Annotated in this window: 19 protein-coding genes and 1 tRNA gene; 15 read left to right on the forward strand and 5 right to left on the reverse strand. The window is 44.1% G+C overall.

Features of this window, described 5'->3' with window-relative positions; genetic code table 11:
* Positions 1–312 precede the first annotated feature (312 nt).
* The gene (locus O3Q51_03385) at positions 313–2082 is read left to right on the forward strand and encodes an SLC13 family permease (protein MCZ4407836.1); all 1770 of its coding nucleotides are present in this window, start codon (positions 313–315) and stop codon (positions 2080–2082) included.
* Between the two features lie 6 nt (positions 2083–2088).
* Positions 2089–2874, forward strand: coding sequence for a 3'(2'),5'-bisphosphate nucleotidase CysQ (gene cysQ / locus O3Q51_03390; protein MCZ4407837.1), 786 nt, complete (start codon positions 2089–2091; stop codon positions 2872–2874).
* A 79-nt stretch (positions 2875–2953) separates the two neighbouring features.
* On the opposite strand, the gene O3Q51_03395 is transcribed toward cysQ, so the two are convergent.
* The 3 genes from O3Q51_03395 to O3Q51_03405 all read right to left on the reverse strand — a co-directional run bounded on the left by O3Q51_03395 (position 2954) and on the right by O3Q51_03405 (position 5263).
* Complete coding sequence (locus O3Q51_03395; protein ID MCZ4407838.1) at positions 2954–4573, reverse strand: S41 family peptidase; 1620 nt, start codon at positions 4571–4573, stop codon at positions 2954–2956.
* The gene (locus O3Q51_03400; GenBank protein ID MCZ4407839.1) at positions 4570–5025 is read right to left on the reverse strand and encodes a dCMP deaminase family protein; all 456 of its coding nucleotides are present in this window, start codon (positions 5023–5025) and stop codon (positions 4570–4572) included. The genes O3Q51_03395 and O3Q51_03400 overlap by 4 nt, the downstream gene beginning before the upstream one ends.
* 156 nt (positions 5026–5181) lie before the next feature.
* Positions 5182–5263, reverse strand: a tRNA-Leu gene (locus O3Q51_03405).
* A gap of 172 nt (positions 5264–5435) precedes the next feature.
* Between O3Q51_03405 and O3Q51_03410 the strand changes: the two genes are divergently transcribed.
* The 4 genes from O3Q51_03410 (at position 5436) to O3Q51_03425 (ending at position 11037) form a co-directional block, all read left to right on the forward strand.
* Positions 5436–6371: a ribose-phosphate pyrophosphokinase gene (locus O3Q51_03410; protein MCZ4407840.1), complete on the forward strand. Its 936-nt coding sequence runs from the start codon at positions 5436–5438 to the stop codon at positions 6369–6371.
* Between the two features lie 12 nt (positions 6372–6383).
* Positions 6384–7025, forward strand: a complete 642-nt coding sequence (locus tag O3Q51_03415) for a 50S ribosomal protein L25 (protein MCZ4407841.1) — start codon at positions 6384–6386, stop codon at positions 7023–7025.
* Between the two features lie 19 nt (positions 7026–7044).
* Positions 7045–7608: an aminoacyl-tRNA hydrolase gene (gene pth / locus O3Q51_03420; protein ID MCZ4407842.1), complete on the forward strand. Its 564-nt coding sequence runs from the start codon at positions 7045–7047 to the stop codon at positions 7606–7608.
* Positions 7609–7677: 69 nt separating this feature from the next.
* On the forward strand, positions 7678–11037 hold the full coding sequence (locus O3Q51_03425) for a T9SS type A sorting domain-containing protein (protein MCZ4407843.1): 3360 nt from the start codon (positions 7678–7680) through the stop codon (positions 11035–11037).
* A gap of 76 nt (positions 11038–11113) precedes the next feature.
* Here the strand turns inward: O3Q51_03425 and O3Q51_03430 are convergent, their stop codons facing one another.
* Positions 11114–12655 carry a glycine--tRNA ligase gene (locus O3Q51_03430; protein MCZ4407844.1) on the reverse strand — a complete coding sequence of 514 codons (1542 nt, stop codon included), beginning with the start codon at positions 12653–12655 and terminating at the stop codon, positions 11114–11116.
* Positions 12656–12754: 99 nt separating this feature from the next.
* Here O3Q51_03430 and O3Q51_03435 point away from each other — a divergent pair, with 99 nt between their 5' ends.
* From O3Q51_03435 to O3Q51_03460, 6 genes are all read left to right on the forward strand, one after another.
* On the forward strand, positions 12755–13333 hold the full coding sequence (locus tag O3Q51_03435) for a DUF3109 family protein (protein ID MCZ4407845.1): 579 nt from the start codon (positions 12755–12757) through the stop codon (positions 13331–13333).
* A 564-nt stretch (positions 13334–13897) separates the two neighbouring features.
* Positions 13898–14935 (forward strand): ribonucleotide-diphosphate reductase subunit beta, encoded by a 1038-nt coding sequence (locus O3Q51_03440; protein MCZ4407846.1) that lies wholly within the window; start codon positions 13898–13900, stop codon positions 14933–14935.
* A gap of 40 nt (positions 14936–14975) precedes the next feature.
* Positions 14976–17333 carry a ribonucleoside-diphosphate reductase subunit alpha gene (locus O3Q51_03445; protein ID MCZ4407847.1) on the forward strand — a complete coding sequence of 786 codons (2358 nt, stop codon included), beginning with the start codon at positions 14976–14978 and terminating at the stop codon, positions 17331–17333.
* Positions 17334–17624: 291 nt separating this feature from the next.
* Positions 17625–18857 (forward strand): glutamyl-tRNA reductase, encoded by a 1233-nt coding sequence (gene hemA, locus O3Q51_03450; protein MCZ4407848.1) that lies wholly within the window; start codon positions 17625–17627, stop codon positions 18855–18857.
* Complete coding sequence (gene hemC / locus O3Q51_03455; GenBank protein MCZ4407849.1) at positions 18857–19777, forward strand: hydroxymethylbilane synthase; 921 nt, start codon at positions 18857–18859, stop codon at positions 19775–19777. The genes hemA and hemC overlap by 1 nt, the downstream gene beginning before the upstream one ends.
* Positions 19761–20423, forward strand: a complete 663-nt coding sequence (locus tag O3Q51_03460; GenBank protein ID MCZ4407850.1) for a uroporphyrinogen-III synthase — start codon at positions 19761–19763, stop codon at positions 20421–20423. Before hemC ends, O3Q51_03460 begins: the two co-directional genes overlap by 17 nt.
* 53 nt (positions 20424–20476) lie before the next feature.
* Here O3Q51_03460 and O3Q51_03465 read toward each other — a convergent pair whose 3' ends face one another.
* Positions 20477–21655, reverse strand: a complete 1179-nt coding sequence (locus tag O3Q51_03465; GenBank protein ID MCZ4407851.1) for an acyl-CoA dehydrogenase family protein — start codon at positions 21653–21655, stop codon at positions 20477–20479.
* A 67-nt stretch (positions 21656–21722) separates the two neighbouring features.
* On the opposite strand from O3Q51_03465, the gene O3Q51_03470 reads away from it, so the two are divergent.
* The 3 genes from O3Q51_03470 to rnpA all read left to right on the forward strand — a co-directional run bounded on the left by O3Q51_03470 (position 21723) and on the right by rnpA (position 23631).
* Positions 21723–22400, forward strand: coding sequence for a DUF4271 domain-containing protein (locus O3Q51_03470; protein ID MCZ4407852.1), 678 nt, complete (start codon positions 21723–21725; stop codon positions 22398–22400).
* 29 nt (positions 22401–22429) lie between these two features.
* Entirely contained in the window at positions 22430–23176 is a 747-nt protein-coding gene (locus O3Q51_03475) for a uroporphyrinogen-III synthase (protein ID MCZ4407853.1), read from the forward strand.
* Positions 23177–23244: 68 nt separating this feature from the next.
* Positions 23245–23631, forward strand: a complete 387-nt coding sequence (gene rnpA, locus O3Q51_03480; protein ID MCZ4407854.1) for a ribonuclease P protein component — start codon at positions 23245–23247, stop codon at positions 23629–23631.
* Positions 23632–23676: the final 45 nt, after the last annotated feature.

Raw genomic sequence — 23676 nt, forward strand, 5'->3', positions numbered from 1 at the left:
TTTTTTATAAAAAATCAGATAGGAAATTCCAGCTTAGCTGAGCAGAGTTAGTCTTTCCTGTACGATTGTTTATCCCCATTTATTCGAAATGAAAGCAACATATGTTTCATTATGGGTAAAAAACTTCGAGTTAGCATATTAGAGCGATTGACGATTGGTAAGGCAAATGTAAAAGGATTTCCTTATCAACCATTTTGATCAATCGTAACTTTTATTGCATTTCTTTGGTTTTATGATTGGATGATTTAAAGGTGTTTAATGCATCATCCGATTTACTGAATATATTTGCCTCTCGTCACCCGCTAACAGAACATGGAATTTTCTGCTCAAGCTTTAGTTGTAGCTTTCTCAATCTTGTTCTTGATCATAGTGCTATACCGTGAGCTCATCAGGCCAGGTATCGCGTTCATGATCGTGACGGTTGTGCTATTGTTGTTTGGTGTAATTTCTCCAAAAGAGGCATTAAGCGGATTTGCAAATGAGCAGCTGGCCGTAATAGTTATGCTCATGGTTGTGAGCAATACCATGCGCAAAACCAATCTTCTGGATAGAGCTTTTCAGAGTTTCTTCAAACCTACCGACGGGAGAGGGCTATTTATGACCAAAATGACAGGAAGCGTTGGTGTGGCTTCGGCTTTGCTCAACAATACTCCACTTGTGGCCATGATGATGCCCTATGTGTATTCTTGGTCTGAACAGAAAAAATTAGCCGCATCTCAATTTTTGATACCGCTCTCTTATGCTTCCATTCTCGGGGGCTGTGTAACACTTATTGGTACCTCCACAAACCTTATTGTAAACGGATTAGCGATCGAGTATGGGGAGCAGAGTTTAGGAATTTTCGACTTTGCTATTCTCGGTATCCCTGCATTGTTCATCGGGGGATTTTATCTATTTGCTTTTTCTAAAGCACTGCTTCCGAATAATCGCTCTGCTACTGAAGAATCTGCTGCGCGAGAGTACTTTGTTGAAACTCATGTACAACCGGGAAGTAAATTGATTGGGAAGTCGATACAAGGTGCTTCTTTGAGAAGTTTGAAGGGTCTTTTCCTTGTGGAGATACGACGAAAGAAAAAGGATATTACGCCCGTGCCTCCTGATATGATTTTAGAAAAAGGAGACAAACTATTCTTTGCCGGAGACCCGGCGGGAGTAGCCGAACTGACTTCCCCTTCTTTAGGTCTTTCCTTACCTCAGGAATGTCAACTTCCAAAGGAGAGTCAATCACGGGTGATCGAACTCGTAATTGCTCCTCAATCCAATTTAATCGGAGAAATTGTTAAAAATACCGACTTCCGCAATCGTTACAATGGGGCCATAATGGGCATCCACAGAGGTGAAGAGAGGTTGAAAGGAAAAATCGGTGATGTAGAGCTTCGAGGAGGGGATGTTCTCTTAGTTCTCTCTGGAAATGGCTTCATTAAAAGGGTAGAAGCCAGCCAAAATTTCTATATCCTATCTCAAGTTAAGGAAGTACATAACCTCTCTTGGTGGAAAACGCTGGTGATTATCGGGGGTTTATTATTGGCCATTCTTTTGGCTGCCACCAATGTGGTTCCTCTGTTCATTTCTCTGGTAGCGCTTATTACCGTTTGCATTTTGCTAAATCTTATCAAGACCAGGGAAATAAAGGAGAATGCAGACATGAATCTTATTGTCATTATTGCGCTCGGATTAGCCTTGGGAAAAGGAATGATCAATAGTGGATTAGCAGACCTTTTGGCCAATAGTGGACTGAATCTATTGAAACCTTTTGGCGGATATGGGCTCATTGCAGGAATTTTTGTCGTAACCAACTTGCTCTCGGCATTCATGACAAGTAAAGCGGCGGTGGCCATCGTTTTACCTGTGGCTTTAACCATTGCTCATGATATGGGAATGCCCATTGAGCCATTTATTCTGGTGGTAGCTTTTGGTGGAGCGGCCAACTTTATTACTCCTATTGGTTACCAAACCAATTTGATGGTTTACACTCCCGGAGGATATACTTTCAACGATTATTTCAGATTTGGCTTGCCTCTTACCATTATTTGCCTTTTAATTTGCACCCTCGTATTAAATAGCTATTACAACCTCAACTAAAACAAAATGAAAGATTTAATCTCTACCGCAATTGAAGCAGCCTACTTAGGTGGCCTCGAAATTCTAGATGTTTACGATAGTGATTTTGCCGTAGAAACCAAAAACGATAAGTCGCCGTTAACGCTAGCTGATAAGAGAGCTCACTTGAAGATTGTAGAAATTCTAGGAGAGGATTTACCTGTTTTGAGTGAAGAAGGGAAGTCTATTGAATTCAGTGAGCGGGCGGATTGGGATCGTTTTTGGATGGTAGATCCGCTCGATGGAACCAAAGAGTTCGTCAAGAGAAACGGAGAGTTTACCGTAAACATCGCTTTGATTGAAGACGGAAAGTCTGTAGGAGGAGTCATTTACGTTCCGGTGAAAAAGGACCTCTATTTTGGAGCAGTTGGGATGGGTTCTTACAAGATCTCAAATTACGATGGTAATGCTTATCAATGGTATGAACTCGTAGGCAAAGCTGAATCTTTGCCAGCTTCAAATGATTCCACTCCGTACAGAGCTGTGGGAAGTAGATCGCATATGTCTCCTGAAACGGAAGAGTTCTTTGAGGAACTCAAAAAAGAGCACGGCGAAATAGAGATTGTTTCCATGGGAAGTTCGCTTAAAATTTGCCTTGTGGCAGAGGGATCAGCTAACGTCTACCCAAGATTCGCTCCTACTATGGAATGGGATACGGCCGCGGGTCATGCTATTGCCAAAGGTGCTGGAAAGAACATTATGGACCACACCACACAGCAAGAGATGAGGTACAATAAAGAGAATCTGCTAAATAATTGGTTCATTGTAAACTAAGACGAAGATTAATGGAATTTCAAAACGAAAAGTCCCGCCTAAGCGGGACTTTTTTATGCTTTTAAGTCTTGTCAGTGCTCTATAAAGATGCCGTATCTGAAATGGAAATCAGAGCTTCCCTAATCACCTTATCGTCATCATTCATAATGGCGTAAAAGCCATCGTTGCCCCAAATGTTTCTGGCGATGTAAGCTTTTATGCGAAGTTCCAAGACTTCTTTTGAAAGTTTGATACCGCCTGTGTCGGGAGTAACCCCCTTCTCTTCAGCATAACCCACAAAACTGTCAAATAGGTTTGTGTCCACATTAAAGTCGCGTTCAAACTCTTTGTAACCTTCAAAACTTTCAAGGTCTGTTCGATGAGCGTCGGCATAGTCGAAGCCGAATTGGTTCAGAATGCCTCGGTAGCTTACTATGCTTAAGTATTCAGACGCTCCCACGGTATCAAGTCCAACGAAAATGTCGGGCATGATCCCACCACCTCCGTAAACGATGCGTCCGCCAGGGGTCACGTACTGGAGCGAATCAGGAAAATGGATGCTGTCTGCAGAAACGAGTTCACCTGTTTCAAATCGATTTTCGTAATCGGCTTCGTAGTCGATATCTTCACCGTATGGTTTCTGGATACTTCGGCCTGAAGGTGTGTAGTAACGAGCTACAGTAAGCCGTAATGCTGAATTATCAGGTAGGCTCATGTGTTCTTGAACGAGTCCTTTTCCAAAGGATCGACGACCAACTATCACTCCTCTATCATTGTCCTGAATGGCCCCAGCTAATATCTCAGATGCTGAGGCTGATCCTTGGTCAATTAAGATAGCCAAAGGAATATCCGAGTATTCCCCTCTCTTGGATGCGAAATATGATTTTTTAGGACTGGACTTTCCTTCGGTGTAGACAATGAGTTGCCCTTTTTGCAGAAATTCTTCTGCGATTTGCACTGCAGCAGTCAAGTATCCACCGCCATTCCCTCTCAGATCTATCACCAATTCGCTCATACCCTCATCCATAAGTTGTTGGGCACTTTGGGCAAATTCATCATAAGTGGTCCGTGCAAATCTGCTGATTTTAATGTAGCCAATCGAATTGTCAATAATTTGAGAAGTGGCTATGCTATTGATAGGAATAGTACCTCTGATGATTTCATAAGGAATAAGCTTGCGATTTCGTAGAACATCGACCTTCACCAAAGTTCCACCCTCACCTTTGAGTCGGGAAATCACGTCATCATTCTTAATTCCTACACCCGCGATGTTTTCATCATCGACATTAATGATCTTGTCTCCGGCTTGAATACCTAGCTCTTGGCTGGGTCCGCCATCAAGCGCGGCGACTACTCTTACAGTGTCGTTTTGAATCAAGAACTCTACACCTATTCCCTCAAAATTTCCTTCCAGCGGTTCTGTGTATGCGGCCATCTCTTCAGCGCTGATGTAGTATGAGTGTGGGTCCAGATCTTCCAAAATGGAGGAAATCGCTTTTTCGATCATCTGATTCTTCGCTACCGTATCGACATACTCACGGTCAATGTAGCTGATGATCTGAGTGATCTTGTCAGCGTTGGACGAGCTGCGTGTAGGCAAGAAACTCCTCGAGCCATCATCTGAGAAAAAGGTGCCCAGATAAATACCGAATACGAGCATAAAGGCCAGCATTAGCGGATAGTAGATAATCAGTTTATTTCTGTTCGAATTTTGATTCATTCCGGTTGTTCAATGTGTTCAACTTCTATTCCCGCATCTCTCAACAGCTTAACGCCTTCACCGTCTTTGTAGAGTTTGGCAAATACCACTCTCAGGATACCGGCTTGAAGAATAAGCTTGCTGCAATCTTTGCAAGGAGATAAGGTTAAGTATAACGTAGCATCCTGTGCATTGTTGGTCGAGCGGGCCACCTTGGTTATAGCATTCGCTTCAGCGTGAAGCACAAACCAATGCGTTTCTCCTGTACCATCTTCACAGCAATTGTCAAATCCCGCAGGCGTACCGTTGTATCCATCAGAAATGATCATGCCATTCTTTACAATAATAGCTCCTACTTGCTTTCTATTGCAATGCGACAATTTGCTCCACTCAGCTGCCATTCGTAAATAAGCCACGTCATATCGGTGCTGTTTTGCCTTGTTTTCAAATGTTAGAACTCCTTCTGCAATCATAAACGCGAAGATAAAACGGAATTATGGGCTATGGTTGCCGAGGAGGTAAGTTAAATTAAGTGAAAGCTCTTTCGGTGTTGAGTAGAGTCAACATGATATACGGAATAAAAAAAGCGAGAGTAGGCGCTCACCGCTTCCACTCTCGCTTTGTTTTTGTACCCGGGGCGGGAATCGAACCCGCACTCCCGAAAGAACTGGATTTTGAATCCAGCGCGTCTACCAGTTCCGCCACCCGGGCATTAAAATCGGTCGTGCGATTTGATAATTATCAATTATTCCAACCAAAATTAAGAGCGGCAAAATTACTCATTCAGACCAATAAGCCAAACAAAATCTCAAAAGGCTAAATTTGCGGGCAATATTTCTTTGGATGTCAGTGCCATAATCGTAGCTTTGCAGCCCTTTTAAAGATGAGTAACTCAGTCAAAATATTCGCAGGAAGCGCATCCGAAGATATCGGAACGAGAATCGCGCGAGCGTACGGTCAGGAATTAGGAAATCTGAAGATGTCCAAATTCAGTGACGGTGAGTTCCAGATTTCTTACGAGGAGAGTATTCGTGGAAACGATGTTTTTATCATCCAGTCCACCTTTCCACCCTCAGATAATTTGATGGAACTGCTCCTCATGGTAGACGCTGCCAAAAGAGCGTCTGCCAAAAGAATTGTTGCCATACTGCCTTATTTTGGTTTTGCCAGACAAGACAGAAAAGATAAGCCACGAGTAGCAATCGGTGCCAAATTGGTAGCCAACTTACTCACTGCGGCAGGAGTTGATCGGGTGATGACTATGGATCTTCATGCAGATCAAATCCAAGGATTTTTTGAAGTACCCGTAGATCACCTCTTCGCATCTTCCATTTTCTTGCCTTTCATCGAGACTCTTGATACTTCAAACTTGATTATGGCTGCCCCTGATACGGGAGGAACCAAGCGGGCAAATGCTTACGCCAAGTATCTGAATGTGGACATGGCCATCTGCTACAAGCAGAGAAAAGTCGCCAACCAAATTGAGAGCATGACGGTAATCGGAGATGTGGAAGGAAAAGATGTACTACTAGTAGACGACATTATTGATACAGCAGGTACATTGACTACTGCTGCTGACATGATGATGGACCGAGGTGCTAAAAGCGTTCGTGCTCTTTGCACCCACGCAGTACTTTCAGGACCAGCTTACGATAGAATCGAAAAGTCTACTATCAAAGAATTGATTGTTACCGACACCATTCCTCTTAAAAAGAAGAGTGATAAAATCCGTGTATTGACCATTGCAGATCTTTTTGCAGACGTTATTCACAGCGCGATCAATTACCAATCCATTAGCAAATATTTTATCGTTTCATAAACACAATCAAAAATGAAAACAGTATCGTTGAGCGGTTCTCCCAGAGAGAACGTAGGGAAAAAAGATGCTAGTCTCGTCAGAGCAGAGGGAAATATTCCTTGTGTTCTTTACGGTGGCGAAGACCAAAAACACTTTTCCATTAATGCCATAGATTTTAACAAGTTCATCTACACGCCGGATGTATTTATCTATGAATTGGACTTGGGCGGAACAAAGGTGAAAGCGATCATTCGCGATATCCAATTTCACCCGGTAACCGATGAAACAATCCACGTTGATTTCTTGGAGCTGATTGAAGGAAAATCTGTTAGAATGGAGCTTCCTCTAAGATTATCAGGAAATTCAATCGGAGTAAGAAACGGGGGGCGCCTTTTGGCAAACTTCCGTCGAGTTAATATCAAAGGTATCCCTGCCGATCTTCCGGAAGCAGTAGAAGTTGATATTTCAAAACTACGTATTGGTCAATTCATTCGAGTTGAAGACTTGAGCTTACCATCCGCTACGATTCTGCACAACCCAAAAGCGGTAGTAGTAGGAGTGAAAATGGCCCGTGGTGCTGTTGATGAGGACGAAGAAGAAGAAGGTGAAGAAGGTGAAGAGGGTGCTGAAGGCGAAGCTGCTGAAGCCTCTTCTGAAGCTCCTGCCGAAGAATAAACCTAACTCAACCGATACCTTGAAATATCTCGTAGTCGGTTTGGGCAATGTGGGTGATAAGTATCTCAACACCCGCCACAATATAGGATTCAAAGTAGCCGACGCTCTCGTAGAGCGATCGGCTGCTTTGTTTTCAGAGGAAAGGTATGGCGCTGTATCGACCATAAAACACAGGGGTAGAACCTTGATTATTTTGAAGCCAAACACATTTATGAATCTCAGTGGAAAGGCTGTGAACTACTGGCTCCAGAAAGAAAAGATTCCCATTGAAAAGCTTCTTGTAGTAACGGATGATCTGGCTTTGCCTTATGGCAAGCAGAGGCTACGAATGAAAGGAAGCGATGGCGGTCATAATGGCCTCAAGAATATCAATGCCATTTTGGGAAGGCAAGATTATGCTCGCCTTAGAGTGGGTATAGGAGACCAGTTTCACAAGGGCGGGCAAATAGATTATGTATTGGGCGATTGGTCCCCCGCCGAGAACAAGATCCTTTCAGAAAGAATTGATGTTGCCGCTGATACTTGTCTCTCTTTCTGTTCGATCGGTGGGCCTCAAACAATGACAACTTTTAATAACAAATAGTTAACTCCTACAAACTTCTTAACTTGGCGTTAACTCATACTTTTGCACCCAAAATTAAACCCAATTAAAATGAAGAAAATTTACTTCTTGCTATTTGCAGCAATGCTTATGACTTTTCAGTCAGCTGTTGCGCAGAGCGATCTTCTGATTTCAGGAGTCGTAGATGGAGACCTTACAGGGGGGAAACCTAAGGCCATCGAACTTTATGTGATCAATGATATTGCTGATCTTAGCGTCTACGGAATAGGATCTGCTAACAATGGCGGAGGCTCCGACGGTGTTGAATTTGTATTCCCTGCCGACGCCGCATCCGCAGGAGACTTTATTTACGTTAGTTCTGCTGACGGAGGTGATGATGTATTGTTTAGTGGTTATTTCGGTTTTGATGCCGATTATTTTTCAGGAGCAGCTGCAATCAACGGAGATGATGCTGTTGAGCTTTTCCTAAATGATGTAGTAGTAGACGTATTCGGAGACATCAACGTAAATGGAGATGGTGAATCTTGGGATTATACCGATGGTTGGGCTTATCGCCAAAACGGCACAGGTCCATCTACTACATTCACAGAATCAGAATGGCCTGTAGAAGGTGTAGGTCTGCTAGACGGATTTTTGACCAACGCAGAAGCTGCTTTTCCGTTTCCTGCAGGAACATACTCTACCGAAGGTGGCGGAGGTGACCCCGTAGAAGCTACGATTCAGGAAATTCAAGAAACGACTGACCCGAGTGGAGATTCTCCGCTCGTAGATCAAATCGTGATTACCTCAGGTATCGTAACAGCTGTTTATGATGAAGGATACTGGATTCAAGATGGAACAGGTGCTTGGAGTGGAATATTTGTAAGAGGTGACAACCCTACCGTAGCAGTTGGAGACGACGTTACCGTGACTGGAATCGTTCAAGAAAACTTCGGATTGACTCGAATCAACAACGTAACTGAACTTGTAGTTGAGTCAATGGGGAATGCCCTTCCTGCAGCGGAAGTACTTACTACAGCTGAAGCAGGAGTGGAAGAATTTGAAAACGTTTTAATTCAAGTACTAGACGTAACATGTACGGATAACGACTTGGGATTTGGCGAATGGTCGATCAACGACGGATCAGGAGACTACAGAGTAGACGATGAATTGTACGATGCAGATCCTCAGCTACTAGTGGGGTATGACCTTACAGGTGTGGCTTTTTACAGCTTCGGTGACTTCAAACTTTTTCCCAGAGACGCAGCAGATGTCGTTTTAAACGAAGATGCGAGTGAACTTGGATTGGCATTTGAAGCTTCAGCCATTGGCGAAGATGAATCTGCCGGAACAATTACTATCTCTGTTGAGATCATCAACCCTGCTGATGTAGAGACAACTGTTGATGTAGCAGTGACCGGTGGTACTGCCGCGAACGGAACAAACTACAACTTCACTGATCCTACAGTATTAACTTTCAATGCAAGCGACGCTACTGCGCAAACATTTGAGGTAGAAATTTTGGATGACTTAGATCCAAATGATGACCGCACGGTGATCTTCACACTTCAGAATGCAACGAATGGAGCCACCCTTGCAACGGGAGAATTGACCTTGACTATTCAAGATGATGATACGGAAATTGAGCTTACTGACATCGCGACAGCCGCTGAGGAAGATGCTACCGGAGTAGCAGTAAACAATGGTACGGAATTTACCGTGGCAGGTCTCGTATATGGCGAGAACATGAATGGTACGGGTACTTCGTTTACAATAATTGACCAGACTGGTGGAGTAGGAGTTTATTCCAATGGTTTGGTAGACGACTACGTCGTGACAGAAGGAGACAGTATTGTACTCACAGGTACGATCAACCAGTTTGCAGGACTCACTCAAATGAGTCCTTCCTCTATAAACTTGATTTCTCAAGGAAATGAAATCGCAGAGCCAACCGTAATCACAGAATATACTGACGCCATGGAATCTCAGTTGGTTAAATTGGAATGTGTATTCTTGGTTGATCCGGGACAATGGACCGGTTCAGGTTCAGGTTTCAATGTTACTGTAAGCAATGGCTCTACTGAATACACTGTAAGAATCGACAATGATGTGGATCTTTACAGCGCTCCGGCACCTTCAGGTACGTTTGACGTAACGGGTATTGGAGGGCAGTTTGACAGCGATGCTCCACTTACCGAAGGCTATCAACTACTTCCACGACGAAGTTCAGATATCGTGTCTCAAGAGTGTGGAATTGTAACCCCACCCGTAAACGATGATTGTGCCGCAGCCATCAATATCGACGACCTTCTTGGAGGACCAATTGGTGAAGCTCAGTTCTCAAGCCAATTTTCGAATGATGGTGCAACTGTAGAAGACAACGATGTAACAAGTGGATTTGATTGTTTCGGAGAGCCTGATGGTACTGGTTCAGCTCCTTCATTGGAAAACACGGTGTGGTTCGAATTTGTAGGTGATGGAAACACTTACTTCTTGGAAACAAACGACTGTAATGGAACTGCGGAAGAATATGTTCCTGATGGAGATACTCAAATAGCTGTATACATCGGATTCTGTGGAATTTTCCAATCTCCATTCTTGTGTAATGAAGACGGGCCAAATGCTACCCCTGGAAACTTTGCTGCAGGATTGGAAATTCCAACAGTAGCTGGTCAAGACTATACACTTATGGTTGACGGTTTTGCGGGAGCAGCAGGTGATTTCTGCTTGTCAATGACACGATTGGCTGCTTCTAACGATGAATGTCCAGGTGCGATTAGCATTACTGACCTCACAGGAGGAAACGTTGATGAAGCGCAAACTTCAGGAGTATTCTCTAACGTAGGCGCCACATCAATAGATGATCCGAATCCAAATGACGTTGAAGCTGACTGCTGGTTCGGAGACCCTCTTGTTTCGACTACAGTTTGGTTTAGCTTCGAAGGAGATGGAAATGAGTACTTCATCGAAACAGTAAACTGCGGTGGAGTAACAGATTACATCGATGACGGCGATACCCAAATGGCCATCTTTACAGGAGACTGTGGAGATCTGACTCAGGTCGCTTGTAATGAGGACGGCCCACAAGCTACTGACACAGAGTATCCTGCGGGAATCTCATTTTTGACTGAGGCAGGTGTAACTTACCAAGTGATGATTGACGGATACGAAGGAGCTGATGGAGAATTCTGCATGCAGATGACTGCTACTAGTCTTCTCTCTACTGACAATTCTGATGAATTCGAGTTCAATGCGTACCCTAATCCAACAAATGGAATGGTTACCGTAGAATCTCCCGTTTCATTGGAGAATGTAGCTTTGATGAATGTTCTTGGACAACGCGTAAAAGAATGGAACATCACTTCTGCTGAGCGATTTGAATTCAACACAAATGATGTTGAGCCGGGTGTTTATCTTCTCCAAGCTTCTAGCGAAGGAAAGGTATCTACACTGAAGCTTATCGTTGAGTAAATAGAAATTGAATAAAACAAAAAGCCCCGCTGCGAATCTCGCAGCGGGGCTTTTTTTGTAATAGTCTCAATACTAACTACAACATCTTTAGCATCCCCTTCATCGAAACCTTACCGCTGATGACTTCTTCTAGTTTGTCCAAAGACACCCTTTCTTGTGCCATGCTGTCTCTTTCTCGAATAGTGACGCTATTGTCATTTAAGCTGTCATGGTCAACCGTAATACAGAAAGGAGTACCGATAGCATCCTGACGACGGTAGCGCTTGCCGATCCCGTCTTTCTCGTCGTACTGACAGTTGTGGTCGAGTTTGAGTCGATCCATTATCTGGCGAGCCATTTCCGGAAGTCCATCTTTTTTCACCAATGGCAGCACGGCAACTTTCACTGGAGCTAAGGCATGTGGAATTCTCAAGACCGTTCTTTCCGAGCCATCCTCTAATTTCTCTTCTGTGTATGCCGCCGACATAACTGCCAAGAACAATCGATCCAAACCAATGGACGTCTCAACTACATAAGGAATGTAGCTTTCTTTATCTTGAGGGTCGAAGTAGCGAAGCTTCTTCCCACTGTGCTCTTCATGACTTGCAAGGTCGAAGTCGGTTCTGGAATGAATTCCCTCCAACTCTTTAAAACCCATGGGGAAGTTAAACTCAATGTCGCATGCAGCGTTGGCGTAGTGAGCCAATTTCACGTGATCGTGAAAACGGTAGTTTTCCTGGCCCAACCCAAGGGAATCGTGCCAATTCTTTCGTCGCACTTTCCAAGTCTCGTACCATTCCAACTCGGTACCTGGCTTCACGAAGTATTGCATCTCCATTTGCTCGAACTCGCGCATACGGAATATGAATTGACGCGCAATAATCTCGTTTCGAAATGCTTTTCCAATTTGCGCGATACCGAATGGAATCTTCATTCGGCTGCTTTTTTGAACATTTAGGAAATTGACGAAAATCCCTTGAGCCGTTTCAGGACGTAGGTAAATTGTGCTGGCATCTCCGGCTACAGATCCAAGTTCCGTTTTGAACATCAGGTTAAACTGACGCACATCCGTCCAGTTCTTTGAGCCGGTTTCGGGATCGGCAATGCCCAGGTCTTCGATCAGTTGCTTCACGGCAGCTAAGTCTTCTTTCTCCATGGCATCTTTAAATCGGCCATGTACTTCGTCAATCTTAGTCTGATTGCGCTGCACGTTGGGATTCGTCGCTCGGAATTGAGCTTCGTCAAAGTCATCGCCAAATCGCTTTATTCCTTTGGCAACATCTTTCTCGATTTTTTGGCGATACTTCTCGAGGTAGTCTTCGATCAAAACATCGGCGCGGTAGCGCTTCTTGCTGTCTTTGTTATCGATCAACGGATCGTTAAACGCATCAACGTGTCCCGAAGCTTTCCAGGTAGTTGGGTGCATAAAGATCGATGAGTCCAGACCTACGATCTCTTCATTCAGCCTTACCATCGCCTCCCACCAGTAGAGCTTCAGGTTGTTCTTCAGCTCTGATCCATAAGGGCCGTAGTCGTATGCGGCGCTTAGTCCGTCGTAGATTTCGCTTGATGGATATACAAAACCATATTCTTTAGCGTGGCCTATTATCTTTTTGAGTAAGTCTTCCGTTTGGCTCATGTTGTCATCTTGTTAGTCAAGAAATCGTTGTTTCCTTCGAAGGCGCAAAAGTAAAGTAATCAAGACGATATTGAAACGGTGAATACCTAACTTTGAGCCATGATTCAAATTGACAACGCACTGCTCTCAGAAGACCTATTTTCAAAAAAGTTTGTGTGCGATTTATCAGCTTGCAAAGGAGCCTGCTGTGTAGAAGGAGATAGCGGTGCTCCGCTTGAGGCGGAAGAGGTGAGTATGCTTGAAGACGCATTAGAAGATATCAAGCCCTACATGCGCCAAGAAGGGATAGATCGAGTGGAAGAGACCGGAGTTTTTACCATTGACGTAGATGGGGAATATGTAACGCCACTGGTCAACGATGAAGAGTGTGCCTTCGTCTCCTTCGATGACAATGGAACCGCTAAGTGCTCTATTGAGCAAGCTCATCGAGAAGGTAAAACGGACTTTTTGAAACCGATTTCTTGTCACTTATATCCCATTCGTTTGACTCAGCTAAAGGACTATATCGCTTTGAATTACCACCACTGGCCTATCTGCGATCCTGCCAGATCTTGCGGTGCAAAACTAGATGTCAAAGTCTTCAGGTTTTTAAAAGAACCTATTACCAGAAAGTTTGGGCGAGAGTTTTTCGACAAGCTCGTTGAAGCAGATAAATTGATGGAGTCTTCTTCAAAATAAGAACTCAATTGAGAGTTTTAATGATGAAATTTTTGGATAGACCGGAAAAAGCAGAAGGCCGTTTATGTCTTTTTCATTTGATGCTCAGTTAGCTTAGGAAAACAGCGAATATGTTCTCTACACATTCACATCGAAAATGCTATTTCTCCGTGGACTATATTTTTCAACAGAACAGGATTGGGGTATAAACGCCAGTGAATCAATTGGTAAAATGCTGATTTGTTCCTGATTTAAAACCTATCCCGAAAAATAGTGCCGGGAATTTTGCCCCAAAGGTGAATATCCACCCGTTGATTAACATTCTCCAAATTCTGTATCCACTGCTACTACTGAGCCGGTAGCCAATGTCAACTTTTCGTGTTGAAAACTTGAACCGAATGTGAATTAAAACAGATAGGTCTGCGAGTCCTTTTTTCCAATTTTTGTTGGCGGTCAATCGAGTATATTCCAGAGAGCTTTCCTCTCTTTTAATCGACTTCGACCCCGTGCTCTTCCTATAAGAGCTTACCTGTCAGGATTATACGTACTTATTTAATAAACCGATAAAAAAACAGAGATTTTATCATGGCCGAAGTGACCTCTAACAAAACTGAAGTGGAGATTGAAAATGTGCTCCCTGAAAACACCACAATTACCGAGCCGATTCTAGAAGAGAACGAGAACCGTTTTGTGCTTTTTCCAATCGTACACAACGATATCTGGAAATTCTACAAGCAATCTGAAGCTTCCTTTTGGACGGCAGAGGAAATCGATCTCGAAGCTGACCTGGTAGACTGGAGCAATAAGTTGAATGACGATGAGCGTTATTTCATTAAGCACGTACTCGCATTTTTCGCGGCTAGCGATGGAATTGTAAACGAAAATCTTGCTGAGAACTTCCTCTCGGAGGTACAATACACTGAAGCAAAATTCTTCTACGGATTCCAGGTGATGATGGAAAACATTCACTCGGAGACCTACTCGTTGCTCATTGACACATACATCCAAAATAAGCAGGAGAAGGACACACTGTTCAATGCCATCGAGACACTTGACTGCGTGAAGAAAAAAGCAAAGTGGGCTTTGGATTGGATCGATAATGGCTCTTTTGCCGAAAGGTTAATCGCTTTCGCAGCGGTTGAAGGAATCTTTTTCAGCGGTTCTTTCTGTTCTATTTTCTGGTTGAAGAAAAGAGGTCTGATGCCAGGCTTGAGCTTCTCCAATCAGCTGATTTCTCGTGATGAAGGAATGCACTGCGACTTCGCTTGCTTGCTATACAACGATCATATTGTAAACAAGCTTCCAAAGGAACGAATAGAAAAAATTATAGTCGATGCGGTAAACATCGAAAAGGAATTTGTAACCGATGCTCTTCCTGTAAAATTGATCGGTATGAATGCTGACTTGATGTCTCAGTACATCGAGTTTGTGGCTGACAGACTTTTGGTTGAGCTTGGAAACGATAAGGTATACAATGCAACGAACCCATTCGACTTTATGGATATGATCAGCCTCCAAGGCAAGTCAAACTTCTTTGAGGTCCGTGTAGGCGAGTACCAAAAAGCGAGCGTCTCAAATACGTCAGCCGAAGACAAGAGCTTCACCATGGACGCCGACTTTTAATCAATCCATCTGATCCACCATTAAATCCTCATAAAACAATATGTCATACGTACTTAAGCGAGACGGTCGGCGTGAAGCGATCCAGTTTGATAAAATTACAGCGAGAATCAAGAAGCTTTGTTATGGTCTGCACCCTGCGGTAGATCCTATTGAAGTGGCAAAGAAGGTAATCAATGGTCTTTATGAAGGCGTTACCACGAGTGCACTGGATAACTTGGCTGCAGAGGTAGCTGCTACCAATACCGTAAAGCATCCCGATTATGCCCTTTTGGCAAGTCGTATTGCAGTAAGCAACCTCCATAAGAATACAGAGAAGTGCTTCTCAGTAGCGATGAAAGCACTATACAATTATATCGATCCGAATACGGGAGAACCGGCAGCACTTCTTGCTGATGATGTCTATGCCATCATCGAGGAAAATAAAGAGATTCTGGATTCTGCGATTATTTATGACCGAGATTTTCGCTATGACTTCTTCGGTTTCAAAACCTTGGAGCGTTCGTACTTGCTTAAGCTCAATGGAGAAGTGGCTGAGCGTCCGCAGCAAATGATTATGCGGGTGGCTGTTGGTATCCACAAAGAGGATATTGATGCAGCGATTGAGACTTATCACAAAATGTCTGAAGGTTGGTTCACTCACGCGACACCAACTCTTTTCAACGCAGGTACGCCTAAGCCACAAATGTCTTCTTGCTTCTTGCTTACGATGAAGAAAGACAGTATCGACGGTATTTACGATACCTTGAAGCAATGCGCTCAGATTTCGCAGAGTGCCGGAGGAATAGGACTATCTATTCACGATATCCGAGCAAAAGGAACATACATCAGAGGAACAAACGGAACTTCAAACGGAATCGTTCCAATGTTGAGAGTATTCAACGATACGGCTCGTTACGTAGATCAAGGTGGTGGAAAACGCAAAGGATCATTTGCCATGTACTTGGAGCCTTGGCATGCTGATGTATTCGATTTCCTCGATATGCGTAAGAACCACGGTAAGGAAGAGATGCGTGCTCGTGACTTGTTCTATGCCCTCTGGGTGCCCGACTTGTTCATGAAGCGAGTGGAAGAAAACGGAGAGTGGACATTGATGTGTCCGCACGAATGTCCCGGCTTATCTGATTGTCATGGAGAAGAGTTTGAAAAACTCTACACGAAATACGAAAAAGAAGGAAAAGGTCGCAAGACTATCAAAGCACAAGAGCTTTGGTTCAAGGTTTTAGAAGCCCAAATCGAAACGGGAACTCCCTACATTCTTTATAAGGATGCGGCTAACGAAAAGTCGAATCAGAAGAATTTGGGAACGATCAAGTCTTCGAACCTTTGCACCGAAATTATCGAGTATACTGCTCCTGATGAGGTAGCAGTGTGCAACTTGGCTTCTGTAGCATTGCCGAAATTTGTCATCGATGGAAAATTTGATCACGATAAGCTCTTCGAGGTATCGTACTTGATGACCAAGAATTTGAACCGAATCATCGATAATAATTACTATCCTGTGCCAGAGGCACGAAACAGTAATATGCGTCACCGCCCGATTGGAATCGGAGTACAAGGATTGGCCGATGCTTTCGTATTGCTCCGCTACCCATTCGATAGTGAGGAAGCTCGTAAATTGAACAAAGAAGTATTCGAGACCATCTACTATGGAGCTCTAACAGCTTCAAAAGATTTGGCAAAAGAAGACGGACCATACGAGACCTACGAAGGTTCGCCTGTGAGCCAAGGCATTCTTCAGCACGATATGTGGAATGTTGAGCCAACTGACCGCTGGGAGTGGGATGTTCTGCGACAAGAAATCAAGGAGCACGGAGTGAGAAACTCATTGCTGCTGGCTCCAATGCCAACGGCAAGTACGGCTCAGATTCTTGGAAACAATGAATGCTTCGAACCCTACACATCGAATATTTACACGAGAAGAGTATTGTCGGGTGAGTTCATCGTGGTGAACAAACACTTGCTCCGAGACTTGGTAAAGCTCAACCTTTGGGATGAGGACATGCGTCAGAAACTCATGGCAGCGAATGGATCGGTACAGAACATCAAGGAAATTCCTGACAATCTCAAAGCACTTTACAAAACCGCTTGGGAGCTGAGCCAAAAAGCCATTATTGATATGGCCGCCGACCGAGGAGCCTATATCTGCCAGTCGCAGTCGCTCAACATTTTCATGGAAAGTGCCAATTTCGCGAAGTTGACGTCCATGCACTTCTACGGGTGGAAGCAAGGTTTGAAAACGGGTATTTACTACCTCAGAACCAGAGCTGCAGCCGATGCGATCAAGTTTACCGTTGACAAGTCACGACTTGAGCAGCCGGTAGCATTGACCGAGGAAGAGATAGCCGCACAAGCTTGTTCGATTGAGAATGGGCCTGACTGTGAAATGTGCAGTGGCTAGTTCGTGCCTGACCAGAGAGTCCAATATCTGCGTTACGCTTGCTCTGAAAACAGTCATCCGCCTAAGGCGGACTCTAAATTTTCAGAACTGGGCAAGCCGTGATCCTGAACTCTCTGACCTAGTCCCTTGGGTTATTCAAAAGGCTTAAAGTTTTACTGTTTGTTTTATTTGATTGGAGAAAAGGCTACTGAAAGGTGGCCTTTTCTTATTTAGAATCCCTTTAAATAAAAGCTTCTGACAGTTCTATGACACTACGCCGACGCACCGTGTAGACATTTGCAAACGCATAATATGGAAGAGCTAAATCGTTTTTACACTATTGCATTCAACCACAAGCGGTTACCGCTTGAGGTGGTAGGCAAATTCCATATTGATGAGGACAATCAAGCCACAATTCTCACTGCTCTAAAAGAAAAATTAGGCTTAGAGGAGTTGATGTTCTTGTCCACTTGCAATCGGGTGGAGTTCTTCATGGTATCTAAACAGGTCAAAACTGCCGAAGATATTCTCGACTCAGGTCTTTTTAATCTTTCTCAAGAAAATGCCCTAATCGCGAGATCGAATGCAGAAATCCACTTTGGAAAAGACGCTGTGAGGCATCTTTACAAAGTGACCTCTTCTCTCGATTCGATGGTGATTGGTGAACGCGAGATCATCACCCAGGTGAGAAAATCATACGAATTCGCTGAGGCGAATGGTTTGGCAGGAGAATTCTTACGCCTTTTGATGCGAAAGAATATTGAGTCAGCGAAACGAGTATTTACTGAAACTGCAATTTTCAGAAAGCCTGTCTCGGTGGTTTCACTTGCTTTTCACAAATTAAAAGACTTGAATGTGCCTGCTGAAGCCAGAATGCTTTTGGTGGGAGCGGGAAGAACCAATAAGGCCATGGCCAAGTTCCTTTCCAAGCACGGATACAAGAATATCGCCATCTTCAACCGCACCGAGTCACGGGCGGCTGAATTGGCAGCTCAAGTGGGTGCGACGAGTTACGCCCTCGATCAACTTGAATCCTACGATAAGGGCTTTGATGTTTTAATTGCCTGCACTGGTTCAGAGAGCCATGTGGTAAGCAGAGAACTATTTGATCACCTTTGTGGTGAGGAAACGACGCCTAAGGTGCTTATTGACCTAGCCATTCCTGCCGATATTGAAGCAAGCGTTTTCGATAGAAGCGATTTGCGCTTGACTCACATTAACATCGAGGAATTGCGGATTATCGCCGAGAAGAATCTGCACGAAAGATCTCAAGATATTTCCAAGTGCGAGGCCATCGTAGAAGAAGGTATCGCAGACTTTGACCAAATTCACAAAGAACGAATGGTGGAATTGGCGATGCGTGAAATTCCGAGGAAGGTGAAAGAAATCCGTGAGAAAGCGGTGAGCACAGTCTACGCTAAAGAAATCGAAGGTCTCAACCCTGAATCAAAAGAAGTACTCGACAAGGTGATCTCTTACCTTGAGAAGAAATACATTTCCGTGCCCATGAAGATGGCGCGAGAGGTGATGCTTAATTCCAAATAGTGAACAACAATAAAATTACGATAGGATCCAGAGGCAGCGATTTAGCGCTTTGGCAGGCTTACCATATCAAGTCGAAGCTGGAAGGCCTCAGACATGAAGTGGAAATCAAGATAATTAAAACCCAAGGTGACATTATTCAGCACTTGAGTTTTGATAAGATGGAGGGTAAGGGTTTTTTCACGAAAGAAATTGAGAAGGAGCTTTTGGACAAAACCATCGACTTGGCGGTTCACTCATTCAAAGATTTAGAGACCAATTATCCGGATGGGTTGACTATCGGTGCGATCACTGATCGGGCAAATCCAAGAGACGTTTTACTCATTCGAAAAGAGAAAACAGACACTTCTCAGAAATGGGAATTGAAAGCGGGAGCTTTGGTTGGAACATCCAGCGCCCGAAGAAAGGTGCAATTGAAAAAGCATCGTCCCGATATTCGCTTGGACGATATTCGCGGAAACGTGCCCACCCGTGTCAATAAACTGCGCGATGGTATGTTCGATGCGATCGTTTTGGCCAAAGCAGGACTCGATCGCTTGGAGCACGACGTGAGTGATCTACATGTGCACGTTTTTGATCCCACTGAGTTTATTCCCGCTCCTGCTCAAGGTGCCCTAGCCCTGCAAATCCGCGAGAACGACGAGCGGATGAAGGAAGTGATGACCAAGCTCAATCGAGAAGATATCGCTACGACTACGTCCATTGAGCGACGTGTGCTCAACCTTTTTGAAGGTGGCTGTCAGATGCCATTGGGTGCTTATTGTTTGCCTTCCGGTAATGGGGAATTTGAGTTGCGCGCCGTTATGGCTGAATCGGTTAATCACAGGCCCGTCGACGTGATGCTGACAGGTACCGATCCCGAAAAGCTGGCTCAGGAAGCCGTAGCTCAGCTAAAGTCCAAAGCCCTTGAAGGTATTTCTTAGTCGAAATAAGCCAAGCGAAGCCCTAGTCATTCACGCCCAAAAATTAGCTTGGGAACTTACCTGGTTTTCCTGTATTCGAAAGAGTCTAATTACAAGAGAAGGACCTCCTGAAGCGGATTGGATATTCTTCTACAGCCCGTCTGCAGTAGAAATGTTCTTCGAAAATTTCGGAGATTATCGAGCCAAATGGGCGGCTTTGGGTGAGGGTACGGCACGCATCTTTCGAGAGCGAGGAATTGAGCCCGATTTCGTAGGAAAATCGCCCGACACTTCTCAGGTGATGAGAGAGTTCAAGGGAATAATTTCTGCAGAAGAGCGAGTGGTTCAAGCCAGGGGAGAGACCAGCTTTGAGCGCTTGCGAGAAGTGCTGAAAGCCGAGCAAATCATCGATTGGCCGTTTTATCGTTCTGAGCCGAAGAATGAGATTCCCTCGGTCGAAGCAGATGTCTACATTTTCACTTCACCGTCTAACGCGGAGGCTTATTTGGCCAAACAAACTTTGCCCGATAAAGTGGTTGCAGTCGTTTTTGGCGAAAGCACAAAATCCGCTCTTCAAGCGAAGTCAAGCATTCTAATACTTGTGACGGATGAACCAGGAGAGGAAAGCTCCATTCAACGAATTGAAGCTCATCTCGAGGGTTTATAGCTTAGACTTGATCGCCAAATAAAACAATTTGACGTTTTAGGTATCACACAGAATTAGGTAAACGCGTTCTCACCCGTAATATCCAATCCGGTAATCAACAAGTGGATATCATGTGTTCCTTCGTAAGTCACTACCGACTCCAAGTTCATCATGTGTCGCATAATCGGGTATTCATTTGTGATTCCCATTCCGCCATGCATTTGTCGTGCGTCACGAGCTACTTTCAATGCCATGTCCACATTGTTTCGCTTGGCCATTGAGATTTGAGCACTGGTAGCTCTGCCTTCATTTTTGAGCTGACCCAAACGGAAAGTGAGCAATTGCGCCTTGGTGATCTCTGTGATCATCTCAGCCAATTTCTTTTGTTGAAGCTGGAACCCGGCAATGGGTCTTCCAAACTGCACACGTTCTTTACTGTAACGCAATGCTGAGTCATAGCAGTCGAGAGCAGCTCCGATGGCACCCCAAGCAATTCCGTAACGGGCGCTATCCAGGCAGCTGAGTGGCGCTCCTAAACCCGATCTTCCCGGAAGAAGATTCTCTTTGGGAACTTTTACATTATCGAATACCAACTCGCCCGTAGCACTGGCGCGAAGGCTCCACTTTCCATGAGTTTCAGGAGTGGTAAAACCTTCCATTCCTCTTTCTACGATGAGTCCGTGGATACGCCCTTCCTCGTTTTTGGCCCAAACCACTGCGACATTGCAAAACGGTGAATTGGAGATCCAAAGTTTCGCTCCGTTCAAGACGTAATGGTCTCCGGCGTCTTTGAAATTGGTGAGCATTCCTCCCGGGTTTGATCCGTGATCGGGTTCGGTAAGGCCGAAGCTCCCAATAAATTCTCCCGAAGCCAATTTGGGAAGAAATTTCTGTCGTTGTTCTTCTGTGCCATATTTCCAGATGGGAAACATCACCAATGAGCTCTGCACAGATGCAGTAGAGCGAAGCCCGCTATCGCAACGCTCCAATTCCTGCATGATCAAACCATAAGAGATTTGATCCATTCCTGCTCCGCCATATTCCTCGGGGATATATGGTCCAAAAGCTCCGATTTCAGCCAATCCGGGAATCAGCTGTTTTGGAAACTCTGATCGCTCGTAATACTCCTCTATGATCGGAGACACTTCCTTCTTCACCCAGGCTCTTGCCGTTTCTCTGATGAGCTTGTGCTCGTCGGTGAGCATCTCATCCATCTCGTAATAATCGTGTCCTTGATATTGATCGGTGCGCATATTCTTTTGTTTTACGGCTGCAAAGTTAAGCATATTGTCGGCAGAAATCGCCAGATTTGCGCTGCGAATGGAGCCAATATTACGAGAGAATCCGATCCTTTTTGAGCCCTGGATGACAGTGGTGTTCCTCATAGCTTTAGCAGCTTTAGGATACATTCGTATGGTGTACTCCAAGCGGTTCGGCCTTTTGCTCAAAACGGCAGCGCGCTTGCAGATTCTTCGGCAGGTCATGCGCGAGGAGCTACTGTTTTCTCATCAGGCTTCCTTGGTGCTCTTCGCTCATTTTGTGGCTATGGCTTCGCTGATCATCTACGCAGCTTTGCACTATTACGGAGTGATTAGAGAAGAAAGTCTAGGCATTTCGCTCTACCTCATGGTGCTGTTTAGCTTTCTTCTTTTATATCTTCTGAAATTCCTTTTCATGAGTGTCCTGAAGTGGGTTTATCAAGACAAGGGATTACTCAGGGAATATCGTTTTGAAGTGTTTTCGGTAAGTAAAATTTTGGGTTTGATTTATCTCCCATTGGCACTTATTTCCGTTTCTGTAAATGTTGGAAAGCTGGAATGGGTTTTTCCATTAGCTGCCCTTCTGTTCATTGTATCTTTTGTATTCAGAACTGTCCAAGGCTTAGCGATGAGCTTTTCTTACAAGGTTTCTCGAATCTATATAATTTTGTACCTTTGCACCCTCGAAATTTTGCCCTTCGTGCTGTTTTTGAGCCTCTTTAAAAAGAGTCTCGCTTAGGCGCACAAGGAGTTCAATAATGGATGCATATGGCAGATAAAGTTAAATCAATTCTGATTTCTCAGCCCAAGCCGGCTTCTGATAAATCACCTTATTTCGAATTGGCAGATAAGTACAAGATTCAAATTGACTTTCGCCCCTTTATCCATGTTGAAGGAGTTCCTGCAAAGGAGTTTCGTCAGCAGAGGATAAATATATTGGAGCACACAGCAATAATCTTGACCAGCCGGAACGCCGTTGACCATTTCTTCAGAATGTGCGAAGAAACAAGAGTGAATGTGCCTGAGTCATTGAAATATTTTTGCTTGTCAGAATCTACGGCATACTACCTGCAGAAATATGTGGTATACCGCAAGAGAAAGATTTTTCACGGGAAGCAAAAATTTGAAGACTTGATGGAAGTGATCAAGAAACACAAGAACGAAAAGTTCTTGCTTCCTTGCTCTGATATCCATAAGCGCAGTATCACCGACCAATTGGATAGTTTCAATATCAAATACAGCAAATCCATTTTTTATAGAACGGTTTGCAGTGATTTATCAGACTTGGCTGATGTTAACTACGATATGCTGGTGTTTTTTAGTCCTTCAGGAATTGAGTCTTTGCTCAAAAATTTCCCTGATTTTAAGCAGAATGCCACTCGCATAGCTGCTTTCGGAACCACCACGGCCGATGCTGTAAAAGATGCCGGCTTGACTTTGGATGTGCACGCGCCTGCTCCGGGGTTTCCATCCATGTCAATGGCCATCGAACACTATATCAAGAAAGCGAAATAGCTTCAAAAGAATATTGATCAATGAAAAAGGCGACCTTTTGGGTTGCCTTTTTTTATTATTGCCTATTGATGAGTTTTAAATTTCCAAAAGCCGAAAAAATTTGTTCGAAGTACGAGATCGATGCGCTTTTTGGTGAGGGCAGAAATTTCCGTTCCGGCTCTTTGAGTTTTAAGCTCTTGCTTCAGGAAACGCAAGAATGGCCGCATTTAAAATTTCTCGTGGTTGTGCCAAAAAGGCGGGTTAAAAAAGCGGTGGATCGCAATCGGCTTAAGAGACAGATACGTGAAGTCATTCGACTCAATAAAAAAGCAATCGAAAATGAAGTCGTAAATTCCAATAAAAGGCTTTTGATTGCCGTTATTTACAACGGGCAACCAAGATCGAAGTATTCACAGCTTGAGTCAAACTTTGTCAGAATGATCAATGAGACTCCAAAAGTGATTAACAAGATTTAATTGCCAATAGTAGCCAAAGCAAGGTATAGCTTGAATTTCTGTTTT

It is taken from the genome of Cryomorphaceae bacterium 1068 (assembly GCA_027214385.1).
Lineage (GTDB): Bacteria > Bacteroidota > Bacteroidia > Flavobacteriales_D > Cryomorphaceae > JAKVAV01.

Coding starts and splice junctions, on each gene's coding strand:
- O3Q51_03475 (MCZ4407853.1), top strand. CDS start 22,430: ATGGCAGATAAAGTTAAATCAATTCTGATTTCTCAGCCCAAGCCGGCT.
- cysQ (MCZ4407837.1), top strand. CDS start 2,089: ATGAAAGATTTAATCTCTACCGCAATTGAAGCAGCCTACTTAGGTGGC.
- O3Q51_03430 (MCZ4407844.1), bottom strand. CDS start 12,655: ATGAGCCAAACGGAAGACTTACTCAAAAAGATAATAGGCCACGCTAAA.
- O3Q51_03410 (MCZ4407840.1), top strand. CDS start 5,436: ATGAGTAACTCAGTCAAAATATTCGCAGGAAGCGCATCCGAAGATATC.
- O3Q51_03425 (MCZ4407843.1), top strand. CDS start 7,678: ATGAAGAAAATTTACTTCTTGCTATTTGCAGCAATGCTTATGACTTTT.
- O3Q51_03445 (MCZ4407847.1), top strand. CDS start 14,976: ATGTCATACGTACTTAAGCGAGACGGTCGGCGTGAAGCGATCCAGTTT.
- O3Q51_03400 (MCZ4407839.1), bottom strand. CDS start 5,025: ATGATTGCAGAAGGAGTTCTAACATTTGAAAACAAGGCAAAACAGCAC.
- O3Q51_03435 (MCZ4407845.1), top strand. CDS start 12,755: ATGATTCAAATTGACAACGCACTGCTCTCAGAAGACCTATTTTCAAAA.
- hemA (MCZ4407848.1), top strand. CDS start 17,625: ATGGAAGAGCTAAATCGTTTTTACACTATTGCATTCAACCACAAGCGG.
- O3Q51_03440 (MCZ4407846.1), top strand. CDS start 13,898: ATGGCCGAAGTGACCTCTAACAAAACTGAAGTGGAGATTGAAAATGTG.
- O3Q51_03415 (MCZ4407841.1), top strand. CDS start 6,384: ATGAAAACAGTATCGTTGAGCGGTTCTCCCAGAGAGAACGTAGGGAAA.
- O3Q51_03470 (MCZ4407852.1), top strand. CDS start 21,723: ATGGAGCCAATATTACGAGAGAATCCGATCCTTTTTGAGCCCTGGATG.
- O3Q51_03465 (MCZ4407851.1), bottom strand. CDS start 21,655: ATGCGCACCGATCAATATCAAGGACACGATTATTACGAGATGGATGAG.
- O3Q51_03385 (MCZ4407836.1), top strand. CDS start 313: ATGGAATTTTCTGCTCAAGCTTTAGTTGTAGCTTTCTCAATCTTGTTC.
- O3Q51_03395 (MCZ4407838.1), bottom strand. CDS start 4,573: ATGAATCAAAATTCGAACAGAAATAAACTGATTATCTACTATCCGCTA.
- rnpA (MCZ4407854.1), top strand. CDS start 23,245: ATGAGTTTTAAATTTCCAAAAGCCGAAAAAATTTGTTCGAAGTACGAG.